General features: G+C 57.0%; 7 protein-coding genes. 2 read left to right on the top strand and 5 right to left on the bottom strand.

Translation table 11 applies throughout. The features are described from left to right. Nucleotides 1–137: 137 nt before the first annotated feature. Nucleotides 138–5474 (bottom strand): hypothetical protein, encoded by a 5337-nt coding sequence (locus tag QN359_RS14625; protein ID WP_322248679.1) that lies wholly within the window; start codon nucleotides 5472–5474, stop codon nucleotides 138–140. A 216-nt stretch (nucleotides 5475–5690) separates the two neighbouring features. Here QN359_RS14625 and upp point away from each other — a divergent pair, with 216 nt between their 5' ends. Beyond that, entirely contained in the window at nucleotides 5691–6323 is a 633-nt protein-coding gene (gene upp, locus QN359_RS14630) for a uracil phosphoribosyltransferase (RefSeq protein WP_416352102.1), read from the top strand. A 355-nt stretch (nucleotides 6324–6678) separates the two neighbouring features. Here the strand turns inward: upp and QN359_RS14635 are convergent, their stop codons facing one another. Next, nucleotides 6679–7917, bottom strand: coding sequence for a DEAD/DEAH box helicase (locus QN359_RS14635; protein ID WP_322248680.1), 1239 nt, complete (start codon nucleotides 7915–7917; stop codon nucleotides 6679–6681). A 188-nt stretch (nucleotides 7918–8105) separates the two neighbouring features. On the opposite strand from QN359_RS14635, the gene QN359_RS14640 reads away from it, so the two are divergent. Beyond that, nucleotides 8106–10538 carry a DEAD/DEAH box helicase gene (locus QN359_RS14640; protein WP_322248681.1) on the top strand — a complete coding sequence of 811 codons (2433 nt, stop codon included), beginning with the start codon at nucleotides 8106–8108 and terminating at the stop codon, nucleotides 10536–10538. A gap of 13 nt (nucleotides 10539–10551) precedes the next feature. On the opposite strand, the gene QN359_RS14645 is transcribed toward QN359_RS14640, so the two are convergent. The 3 genes from QN359_RS14645 to QN359_RS14655 all read right to left on the bottom strand — a co-directional run bounded on the left by QN359_RS14645 (nucleotide 10552) and on the right by QN359_RS14655 (nucleotide 12236). Beyond that, complete coding sequence (locus QN359_RS14645; RefSeq protein WP_322248682.1) at nucleotides 10552–10869, bottom strand: type II toxin-antitoxin system RelE/ParE family toxin; 318 nt, start codon at nucleotides 10867–10869, stop codon at nucleotides 10552–10554. A gap of 109 nt (nucleotides 10870–10978) precedes the next feature. Further along, complete coding sequence (locus QN359_RS14650) at nucleotides 10979–11170, bottom strand: hypothetical protein (RefSeq protein ID WP_322248683.1); 192 nt, start codon at nucleotides 11168–11170, stop codon at nucleotides 10979–10981. 163 nt (nucleotides 11171–11333) lie between these two features. Then, nucleotides 11334–12236, bottom strand: a complete 903-nt coding sequence (locus QN359_RS14655; RefSeq protein ID WP_322248684.1) for a DMT family transporter — start codon at nucleotides 12234–12236, stop codon at nucleotides 11334–11336. Between the last annotated feature and the right edge of the window lie 44 nt (nucleotides 12237–12280).

Consider the following 12280-nt stretch of genomic DNA (forward strand, 5'->3'; position numbering starts at 1 on the left):
ATATCTGGCATTTTCAGTTAACCACGAACGCCGCTGGGTTCCTGCCAAAAGCGCGCAGGAATGACGTGGCCACCAGTCGGGGTAATGATGCCGACTCAATACCCTTTTGCGACAGCCTCTTTAGGTCGGGGAGGATGTCAATTTGCTGCAAAAGCCAATTGCACCGCCGGGGTGACGACGGCATGGACGTCGGCTGGTGCTTGCGGTGCCAGCGGTGCGGCGAGCTGGTAAGAAAACTGCATCGTGCTATCTACCCGCGGTGCGGCGGCCGGTGTGCTCAGTGGGGCAGTCGGTGCGGCAAATGCGCTCGTGAATGGCAATGCGGCACCGAAGTTGGCAAAGCCAGCAGCACCGATAAGGCCGGCACACATCAATAAGCCGGCCAAAACCGAGGGACGCAGACGCAAGCGGAAACGGTCCAGTTGTTGTTTCGCTTCTTGTTGCAGCAATTCCAAGTCGCATTCCACACTCGATTGCGCCAGCATATGCTGCGCTTGTTCGCGCCATTCGGCACTATGCTGTTGGTTTTGACGCAAAGTTTGCATCAATTCCTGTGCGCTGTGTTCGGCTTGGGCACGTTCGATTTCGTACTGCGCACGGGCGGCGGCAGCGGCAGCGGCCAGTTGTTGTTGCTGTTGCTCAAAATCAACTTGACGCTGACGACTGGCTTGTTGCGCTTGCTGCTGCGCTTGCATCAATACAGCCTGTTGCTCGGCTTCTTCTTCACTCAGTGCTTGTGCAGCGATTTGTGCTTGTTCCAGCGCAGCTTTGGCAGCGGCATAGTTGGCGCGACGTGCCAGCAAGCGATCGGCAAAGGCCGCTTCTTGTTCTTCCTGTAGCGCCAAGACTTGCATCAATTCTTGCTCTTGCTGCAAGCGCGCAGCTAATTCACCGGCCAATTTTTGCTCAGTTGCATAGCGTTGCGCTTCGACTACGGCCAATTCTTGCTCGACCACGATCCGAGCTTGCATTTCTGCAATTGCTAAGCGTGCTTGTTCGGTTTGTTGCGCTGCTGCTGCCGACAATTCTTGTTCGACAGCGATTTTTTCTTGTTCGATCGCATTGGCAGCCAGCACTTGTTCGGCACGCAACTGGCTTTGTTGCGTCAATTCTGCTTCAATGTGTAAGCGCGCTTCCGATGCCGTGATGATCAGCATCTCGGCATCCATTTTATCGTTGATGGCTTGCAAAGATAACTGCGTCAATTCCATGCTGCGCTGTTCGCTTTGCTGTTTCGCTTGCATGGCGGCGATTTCACGCTGTGCCAGATCGGCCTTATCGATTTCTAATTGCTGCAAAGACATTAATTCATTCGCCTGCTCTTGCGCCAGTGTGGCGGCTTGAATTTGCGCAGCAGCATGCAGTTTGGCCAAATCCATGGCTTCGGTTTCTGTTTGCAAGCGCAATTGCATGGCGACATTGGCATCTTGTTCGGCTTGGGCACGAATTTCTGCGGCCTGCAGATACGCGCGTTCGGCTTGTTCGCGTTGCTGTGCTTGCTGCAGCGCGGCTTGCTCGGCCGCGGCCTTGTGTTCGAGCGTGGCCAGTGTTGCTAATTCCAGGTCGGCCCGTTGCTGCTCTAAAGCTGCTAAGCTTTCTGCTTCACGCAATTTATCGGCCATTGCTTGCGCGGCCAGATGTTGCGCTTCGGCGTGTTGCAAGGAGACGGTGAACATACTCAATTCACTCGCCCGTTGTTGCTCAACCGCTGACGCGGCCGCCTGTTCTTGCGCGGCGCGGTCGCTGGCCAATTGTTGCGCGGCGCGTTCGGCGCACAGGCGCGCGGCCAGTGCTTGTTGTTGACTTTGCTCTGCAGCTATTTTTGTATGCAATTCGGCAGTCAATTGCTGTTCTAAATCCAGGCGCGCTTGCTCAGCCGCGCTCGCAACTTGCAATAAAGCAGTTTTTTCTTCCAGGGCAGCGCTGGTTTGGCGTTTGATGAGAGTTTCTTCGGCCGCGCTGGCAAGCCAGGTTTTTTCGGCCGTATTGAGTTCTTCGAAAGCCAGACGCGTGGCGGTGTCGCTTTGCTCACGGGCATACAGCAAGCTCACTTGCTCTTGCTCAGCCGCGCAACGTGCCTGTGCTGCCTGTGCTGCCGCCAACTCCGCCGCTTGTTTTTCGTTCAGCATGGCCGACAAAGCTTGCTCGGCGTGCAGACGTTCCTGCTGGGCGGCATGCAACTGTTGCTCTTGCTGCAAACAGCATTGTGTAATTTCTGCCATCAATTTTTGCGCATCAGCATGGGCGGCCAATTCTTGGTGCAAAGCCTGTTGCGAAGCCAGCGTTGCCTGTGCCGCCAAACGGGCTACTTGCTCGGCATGGGCGTTGGCAGCCGCGTACTGCTGTGCTTCGCTGGCGGCACGCAGGCCTTGTTCTACATCGTATTGTGCGGATTGCTCAGAAGACAATTGTGCCGTGGTCGCGGCCAGCAAGGCATCTTCTTTTGCACAACGTTGTTGCATGACTTCATGCAATTCAGCCAGGCGGCGATTTTTTTCCACCAGCAATTCATGCGCTTTATGCTGACTATCGGCATAAGCTTGGGCTTGGGTTTGCAATGCCAATTCGGCTGCCAAGCTGGCTTGCGCGGTGTGCTCGGCGGCTTGTTCGGCTTGCGCACGTGCCGCTGCGGCGGTCGCTTGTTGTTGCGCCGCTTGGGCCGCAGCTTGTGTCGCAGCATGGCTGATAGTCTCTGCTGCCAATTGCTCTGCTGCTGCTACTGCTGCCAGTTTGGCGGCTCGTGCAGCGGCGGCTTCCAGCCTGGCCTGTTGTTCCAGTGCCGCTGCCGCTTGTTGTTGCGACTGCGCTTTTTCTTGCCCCAAACGTGTCAGTTGTGCCGCTGCTTTGACGCGTGCGGCTGCCGCCTCGGCGGCGAACTGTTCGACTTTCGCTTGTTCCTCATGTTGCGCACACAATTTTTTCTCTTCGGCCAACTTCAATTCACTGGCAGTACGCAAAGCTTGTTCGGCTTCAAGGCGCGCCAAGTGTTGATCGCGCTGCGCTTGTTCGGATTTGGCCTTGGCTTGTAATTCGGCTGTCAGTTTTTTTTCTGCTTGCAGTTTTTCTTGGATTGCCGTCAGTGCCTCTTGCTCCGATTGCGCGCGTAATTTCAGCGTTTTCCCCAATTCTTCGGCTTGGCTGGCTTTGGCTTGTGCCGCTGTCGCTGCTTGTTTTTGCAGTTCAGCATGCTCTTGCACTTTTTCTAAACGTTGCTGTTCTGCTTGTATCATCGCCAGGCGTGCGGAGCGTGCGGCGATTTCTTGCTCTTTGCGCGCTTGCAATACTTGCATATGTTGGCGATCGGCATGGGCACGGGCGATCACTTCGCCAGCCGCGGCTTGCTGCGCTTCCAGTTTTTCTTGCGCAGCGGCGGCAGCTTGTTTATCAGCCTGGTTCAAGACTTGCTCGGCACGAGTTTGTTCTAGTGCTTGCAAGCCCTTCAAAACGGCCAAGTTAGCATTTTCTATTTGCAGCGCCGTATGGATTTCAGCTTGTTGCAAAGCTTGTTTTTCAGCTGCCGCTGCTTGCTCTGATGCTACTCTGCTGGCGCGCTCTGCTTGCTCTCTGGCTACAGCATGACTGGCCAGCTCTTGCTCGGCACATTGTTTCGCTTCAGCTTCGCGTTGTGCTGCCTGTTCCGCCGCCAACTTGGCTTCGGCACTTTTCAACATATCGGCCACGGCTTGCGCGCGACGCTGTTCAACTTCCAACTTTTGATCGAGTAGGGCCATAGCTTTTACCTCATCTTGTGCGCTTTGCTGAGCGACGCGCAGTAATTCAGTGACATCCCTGCTCTTCTTGACCGTGGCAGCGGCCATACGTTGTTGCAGGTCGGCTTGTTCCATGGCTTGTTCCAACGTGATTTTTTCAGCCAAGTATTCGGTTTCTTGTGCCATACGTGCAGCTTGTTCGGCCGCAGCTTGCATCTGCATCAATTCGGCATGCGCTTGATCGGCCTTGGCGCGCGCTTCTGTTTGCTCCAGCATACCGCGTTCAGCCTGTAATTTTTTCTCCAAGGCATCAGCCGCATGCTGTTCGGCATCGGCCCGCAGTTGCTCAATATGCAGCAACTCACGCGCACTGTCGGCCTTGCGGCCCGATGCCAGATTGGCACGTTGGAGTAATTCAGCCTGGAAGGCACTGGCACTCAAAGCTTGCTGTTGAGCATCCGCTTGTTCGCGTGCCGCTTCAACAGCTACGCGTTCGATTTCAATTCTTTCTTTCGCCAATTGCGCCGCACGGTGCTCTTCGGCAGCACGACGACGTGCGATCTCGGTCGCTTCCGTTTCAGCGACGCGGCGCGCGCGCGCTTCTTCCGAGGCCTCGACTTCGGCGGCCATGCGCGTGCGCGCTTGCGCATCAGCATGTTGCTCATTTTCTATACGGCTCATCGCACTCGATTGCAACTCGCGTTCGGTACGGATGCGCGCTTCGGTGACTTCACGGATTTTATCTTCGGCTTCGCGGCGCGCTTGCGCCGTCGCTGCGGCAATCAATTCTGCCTGTTCACGTTTGCTGGCAGCAGCATGCAATTCTTGTTCGGCTTGCATGCGCAATTGAATCGATTCAGCCGCACGGCGTTCCGATTCCATCCGCGCTTGCGCCATGGCGTCTTGCTCTTGCTCAAGAGCCACGCGGGTCAGGGCATCTTCGCGCGCCCGTGCTTCCAGCGGTGCGCGATTGATCGCATATTCGAGCGCCATGACATCGGCTTGCTCGCGTTCTTTATTCGATTGCAGCGTATCGGTGCGCATTTTGACCAACAGTTCGGAGGTCACGCGCGCTTCACGTTCGCGTTTTTCCCGTTCCCGTGCCAGCTCAGCCACACGGGCGTCGGCGCGGGCGCGCTCGACTGCTTGTTGTCGCGCACCTTCGGAGGCCGCCACGCGTTCGGCTGCCCAACTACGTGCCACTTCGGTTTGTTTGCTTAATTTGTTGACGTCGTCTTTGGCCTTGGCGCTGATTTCCGTTTCCGCCTTGAATTGCAGTTCTGCGCGAATGCGCGCTTCCTGTTCCAATTTTTGCCGTTGCTCAGATTGATCACGCGCCCGGCTTTCCATTTGTGCACGTTCTTGCAAATCGCGCGCTTCTTGTTCGTTGGCCGCGATGCGCGCGGCACTCGCGGCTTGCGATTGCCGCTCGGCCATCAGACGTTGCTGGCTGCTGGCTGCACTTTGCTGTTCAAGCAATAATTTTTTCTGTGCCAGTTCGGCCGCTTCGGCTTCTACCTCGGCCCGTGTTTCGGCTAAGGCACGCGCCTGCGTTTCGGCTTGAAGGCGGCTTTCAGAAGCCACCGTGGCACGCGCCTCGGCTTCGACGCGGGCGATGGCTTCGCGGATACCTTTAATGTCTATGCGCGAATTGCGTTCGAGGGCATCAGGAGTACTCGTCAAATCTTCCTTTTGATCGAGATGACGATCCAGGGAAAAGTTTCCCAGAGAAAATTTATTCAACAGTGTCTGATTGCTGTCCATGTGCTACTCCTGATAATTGAGCCGTTCACCGGCACCACTGGCCTGGTGGCGCCGGAACTTCTTATCTTCGATTATCGAGCACAGCGAACACAAACAAAGCCGCGAGCAAAGCGGGAAATACCGTTCAATTCTGCTTCTACTGCACAGAAGTTTTTCCCGCCAAGCAAAGGAGCAACGTAAAATAGCATTCACGTCAAAATTAGCCGGAGAAATATCTTGAACGAGTTAGTTACCGAAATCAAACATCCTTTGGTGCAGCACAAACTGTCTTTAATGCGCAGCAAAGATACGCCTACCGACAATTTCCGTCGTCTGCTGCGTGAGATCAGCCAAATGCTGGCCTATGAAGTGACGCGCGATTTGCCGATCACGTTTACGCGGATTGAAACGCCGATTCAAGTCATCGATGCCCCTACCATCAGCGGCAAGAAGTTATGTGTGATTTCGGTACTGCGCGCCGGTAACGGCATTCTGGATGGCATGCTCGATCTGTTGCCCAACGCGCGCGTCGGCCATATCGGCTTGTACCGCGACCCGGTCACGCTGGAACCGGTCGAATACTATTACAAGGTGCCGGAAGATATCGCCGAGCGCTTGGTGATTGTGGTCGATCCTATGCTGGCAACTGGTAATTCGGCAGCTGCGGCAATCACGCGCCTGAAAGCCGGCGGTGCCGTCAGCATCAAGTTTGTGTGCCTGCTGGCCGCCCCGGAAGGCATTAAGGTGATGCAAGAGACGCACCCCGATGTGCCTATCATTACGGCCTCGATCGACCAGTGCCTCAATGAGCATGGCTATATTGTGCCCGGTCTCGGCGACGCCGGTGACCGTATTTTCGGTACTAAATAAACAATTTATACGCGATACAATAAGGCTGTGGCAACAAGAGGCTGTCGCAAAAGCCTGATGGAATCTTTTTACATCTGAAACACCGCATACCTCGTCATTCCCGCATGCTGCAACCTCGTCATTCCCGCATGCTTTTGGCGGGAACCCAGTGTCGTTTTCAGCGCTGAAAACACGATCATATCTGGCATTTTCAGTTAACCACGAACGCCGCTGGGTTCCTGCTAAAAGCGCGCAGGAATGACGTGGCCACCAGTTGGGGTAATGATACCGACTCACTACCCTTTTGCGACAGCCTCTGAAGGCCGGGGTTTCAAACCCTAGTCAGATTTTTGATGAAAATTGCCGCAGCCTTGCTTTACTTAGCAGCACCAGCAGCGAGCGCGCGTAACTTATCCTTTTTACTCGGACGCCGCCCCTTGACGCCACCGTTGGCATCGAGCACGGCCGGTGCCAACGCTATCTCGGTGGCAGCGAAGCCATCTACGCTTTCCATTTCCAGGCGCAAGCCGTGGCGTTTTTGAATCAATTCAAAGTGGGCGGCATGATCAGCACTCACGAAACTCACGGCTACCCCACTACGCCCGGCGCGGCCAGTACGACCGATGCGGTGCGTGTAATCATCGGCGGAACGCGGCAAGTCGTAATTCACCACTACCGGCAAATCACTGATATCGATGCCACGTGCGGCGACATCGGTGGCGATGACGACGCGTAAACGCGAGGCCTTGAAATCGGCCAAGACTTGGGTACGCTTGCCTTGGCTCAATTCTCCATGAAACGGTTCGGCCGCGATATGCAAACGGCGCAGCTTGACGGCAACCAATTCGGCAGCATACTTCGTTGCAACAAACACCAGCACACGCTTCCAGCCTTCGGCCCGAATCAAATGGCGTAGTAATTGCGTGCGCTGCGGCGCATCGACAGCAATCGCGCGCTCGCTAATATCAGGTGCGCTGACATCTTCGGCAGCGATGCTTATGCGCGTCGGCACTTGGCAAATGCGCGTGGCCAGTTGCTCGACATTGGCTGGGAAGGTGGCGGAAAACAGCAAAGTCTGGCGACGCGCCGGCAGCAAAGCCAAAATCTGCGCCAACTCGTCGGCAAAGCCGAGTTCCAGCAAACGATCGGCCTCATCGAGCACTAAACTGCGCACCTGACTCAAGCTCAGAGCATTGTGCTGTACCAAGTCTAACAAACGCCCGGGCGTGGCGACGACGATATCTGCCCCACCGCGCAAATGCAGCATTTGCGGGTTGAGCGAGACGCCGCCGAACAAAACCGCCAGCTTGGCAGCCGCTTGCAAAGCGCGCGCCAATTGCTCGATACTGGCGCCGACTTGCGCCGCCAATTCGCGCGTCGGCACCAGAATCAGCAGTTGCACCGCGCGCGGACGCGCCGGGGATTGCAAGTTTTGCAATAATGGTGCGCAAAAAGCCAAGGTTTTACCGGAACCGGTCTGGGCTTGGGCAATCACGTCCTGCCCTTGCAAAATCAAGGGAATGGCGGCGCTTTGTATCGGCGTCGGCGCGGTAAACTGCTGCGCGCTGAGCGCAGCGAGCAGCGCGGGCGTCAAGCCCAAGGTAGCAAAGGACATCATAGTTTTCGAAAATCACGGAGGTCGCACTATACCACCGTCGGCCGCTGCTCGGTCCCTCGTTTGTGCGGCTTTACAGGCAAAACTGCCGCCACCGCAGCGCAGTGAGTTCATCACACATGGACGCGCCGGCTTGCCGCTGTCAGAATACCAGCTTTCCACCACCGTTTTGGTCCCCGCCTGCGCGCATGCTTCTGCTACCACCTATCCGCTTCCAGCCACGTCTGACCTTGCGCACACTCACGCGCGGCGACGGCGTGTTGGGCTTGCGCCCGGTCGGCTTGTTCGGCCCGCGGGGCGGCAATGTCAGCATTGCCGAACTCGAATGGATTTACCACGGTGCTGGGACTGGGCAAGGCGAATGGCGTGGCCCAGCCGATCAGGTGGATCCGGCTGATGCGGCAGTGCAATCCTGGCGCGACTTGGCGGCCGAAATCGAAGCCCTGGCTTGCATGGAGGATGCCGGCATGCACCGTTTGCCCGCATCGGCGCTGCAATGGCGCGCCGATGAACTGGCCGAGCCGCACAGCGCCCGCTGGTCCTTGCTGCTGGAAGCAAGTTTCGGTGATTTTTGGACGGAACAATTACCCCTGTTACAGGCGCGCGGCTGGCAAATCGTCATCGCCCCCGGTTTCGCGCATGAAAGCGTACCGGTCGAGCGCTGGCATTTGCTGATCGAACAAAGCAACGGCGAAGTCTACGGCAAAGTGCCGGCTACAGCCTTAGCCCGCCAGCGCCCACGCCGTCTGGGCGAACTCAAGCGCGGCGGTCGTTCCGGCTGGTGGATGCTGAGTCTGGGCATGGAGATCGATGGCGAAGCGCACGATTTGGTGGCCCCACTGGCTGGCCTGCTACAAAGCGACCGGCGTTGGCTACGCCGTGCACAAGTGGCCGCCATCGATGATCAAGAAAGAATTTCTTTAAGGCTACCCGGTGGCCGACGCGTCGATGCCGCTGCCGCGCTGCTCAAACCCGTCATCGCCGCCCTGCTCGATCTGCTCACCGATACGCGCCGCCCGGCCGGCCCACTGCACGTGAGCAGTTGGGATGCGGCACGCCTGGAAGACTTGTGCGCGCAATTGGCCAACACCACGCGCAGCGGCGTGTGGCAAATCAGCCGCGACGCCAATGTGACGGCCTTGGCGCAGCGCCTGCGTCTGGCTGGTGCGGCGACACCGGTGGCGGCACCGGAAGGTTTGGCCATCAGCTTGCGCCCATATCAATTACATGGCTTAGCTTGGTTGCAGTATCTGCGCACGCATGGCTTGGGCGGCATCTTGGCCGATGAAATGGGGTTGGGAAAAACTGCGCAAGTACTGGCGCATATCCTGCTCGAACAGCAAGCCGGCCGCCTCGATCAACCGGCTTTGGTGGTACTGCCGACCTCGCTGGTATTCAATTGGCAAGCCGAAGCGCGGCGCATGACGCCGAGCCTGCGCGTTTTGGCCTTGCATGGCCCGGAGCGCGCCGCCGACTTCAGCCGCATGGGGCAATACGACATCGTCTTGACCACCTATCCCTTGGTGTGGCGCGACCTCGATGCCTTGGCGCGCCAGCCGTTTCATTTACTGATACTCGACGAAGCCCAGACTGTCAAAAATGCTGCCGCGCGCAGCGCCGGTGCGATACGCCGGTTGCAAGCGCGCCACCGCCTGTGCATGACCGGCACGCCGATGGAAAACCACCTCGGTGAACTCTGGAGTCAATTCGATTTCCTCATGCCCGGCTGGCTAGGGGATGCGCGCAGCTTTTCCCGGCTGTGGCGTAAGCCGATCGAAGAACAGGCCGAAACGGCACGGGCGCAATTATTGGCGCAACGGGTACGCCCCTTCATATTGCGCAGACGCAAAGAAGACGTGGCGACCGACATACCGCAACGCAACGACATCATCCAATTCCTGCAATTAGAAGGGCAACAGCGTTCCTTGTATGAAAGCGTACGCGTGGCCGCCGACCGTCAGGTCAAGCGCGCCTTGGAACGCAGCGGCTTCACCGGCGCGCGCATCCGCATCATGAATGCCCTGCTCAAGTTGCGCCAAGTCTGCTGCGACCCCCTGCTACTGAAAGGCGAAGCCGCCGCGGCCGGCATAGAACGCGCGAAGATGACCATGCTGTGCGATATGCTGCCGGCGCTGCTGCTGGAGGGGCGGCGCGTATTAGTTTTTTCACAATTTACCGAAATGCTCGATTTGATCGCCAGCGAACTCGCTGCGCGCCAGCTCGGCCACCTCATGCTCACCGGCAAAGTCGCGGCGACACAGCGCGCCGGCATCGTTGCAGCATTTCAAAACGGCGAAACAGCGATTTTTCTGGTCAGCCTCAAAGCCGGCGGCACCGGCCTCAATCTGACCGCCGCCGACACGGTGATTCTGGTCGATCCATGGTGGAATCCGGCGGTGGAAGAACAGGCCATTGCTCGCGCTCACAGAATTGGCCAAACCAAACCGGTGTTTGTCTACAAGCTCGTGGTCGCCGGCAGTATCGAAGAGCGCATGTTGGAACTGCAAGCGCGCAAAGCGCTGCTGAGCGAAAGCGTGCTGGGCACAGATGCGGCCGTATCAGAGAAATTCAGTGCCGCCGAGTTGGCGGCCTTGATGGCACCGCTGAGGGAGCGTAGCTGAGTGGGGTTTTTTATTATGCGCCGCGCTTGGCACGTTCAAGCAAGGATGGCGTGACATCCCGGCGCGCATGATCGACGGCCAAGATGCGCAACACGCTACCGTCCAGAACATAGAACAGGCGGAATGGAAAGCGCTGTAAAGACCAGGTGCGCAGCGCAATTCCTGTCAGCAGACAGGCAAAGCGTAGAGAGCCCGCACCAGGATGCTCAGTGAGAAAGCGACAAGCGTCACGAAAACGCGCTGCGACAGCGGGCGACGCGTGTTTGACGTAGTAATGGGCCACATCTTTGACTTGCGATCTGGCAAAAGGCGTAATTTCGAGGCGAATCAAGGCGGCTGGTACTGTTAGGAAAACGCGAATTTAATTAATTTTTCGCCAAAACAACTTCGTAACGCGTCGATTTACAATCGATCTGCGCTTCCCTAAATCCGACAGGCTCCTAGGAAACAATCGCGTCGAGTTCGGCAAAAAACACCTCGTCCAGCGGAAGCGCCGGACCGCTGGACATTCCTTCCAGCACCAAGGCCAAGACGCGGCTATCTTCCTCGTTCCGTGGGCCTTCACTCGCCGGCACCTTAGGAAGATGAGCGAGTTCGAGCGTATCAATGGTGGTGAGATTAAATGCTTGCATGACTCAATTATACGAGCAAGCGCTGGAAAATCAAGTAAAAACAGACGCGACCGTGTGCCTGCCCAGGAGTCTGTCGGACTTAGACAATCGAAGCGAAAAATCGCTTGAGCGAGGACAGATTTGGCTATTTTGCAGCCGATTACTCCTAAGCCCGACAGACTCCTTAGGCCAGTTTCCCCCGAAACAAAGCACTGACAGGCTGACGCAGCGATTGTGCCAACAAGACGCCGGCCAGTGTCAGGGCTGAGCCGATCAAGTCGTAGCCATGCAAGTACTCGCCTAAAAATACGACGGCAATCAGCACCGTAAACACCGGCAAAAGGTTCATTAACATGGTGGTGCGGGCCGGGCCGAGGCGTGCTACCCCTAACATCCAGAGAAACGGTGCCAGTACCGAGGCAGGTATGCCGGCAAACAAGACTAATGGCAAGCCAGCTCGGGTCAAGGGTGGCGCGCCTTGGATCAAGTAGTACGCTAATAATACCGGCAAGGCACAGCTGATTTGCATGAATAAAGAATGCCAGAGTGGCAAGGAAATATTCCAACGCTTGAGTAACACGCTGTAGGCCGCATACGCAAAGCTGGCCAAGAGCATGAGCCCGTCGCCGACTGCGACACCACCGGAGAGCAAACTCAAGGGTGCTCCGGCACTCATCAAATAGATCAGTCCGGCCAGCGATAGCACGGCACCGAGCAAGGCACCAATGCTCAAGGCTTCACCGAGGAACAGCACACCGAGTGTCATTGCCAATACGGGCATGAGCGAAGCGACGATGCCCATATGGGTGGCGCTGGTGGTTGCGGCGGCGACGTAGGCTAAGCATTGGTAGAGCACCATGCCGAGCACGCCGAGGACAAAAAATTTCGGTAACAGCGGCCAGACTTGGCGACGCGCGCGCCACACCGGCACGCTGACGAAAAGCGACAGCAATACGGCCGCCAACAACCAACGATAAAATGAAATCGCGGCCGGATCAATGATGCCTGCGGCAAGTTTATTGACGTTCGTATTGATCGCCCAGATTAATACGGCGAGCAAAGGAAAGGCAATTTGTTTGAAGATCATCAGAGACACTTTCAGTACTTGAAGCGGGTTGGCATTGTCCCACA

The sequence above is a fragment of the Undibacterium sp. 5I2 genome, from assembly GCF_035019605.1.
Taxonomy (GTDB): domain Bacteria; phylum Pseudomonadota; class Gammaproteobacteria; order Burkholderiales; family Burkholderiaceae_D; genus Undibacterium.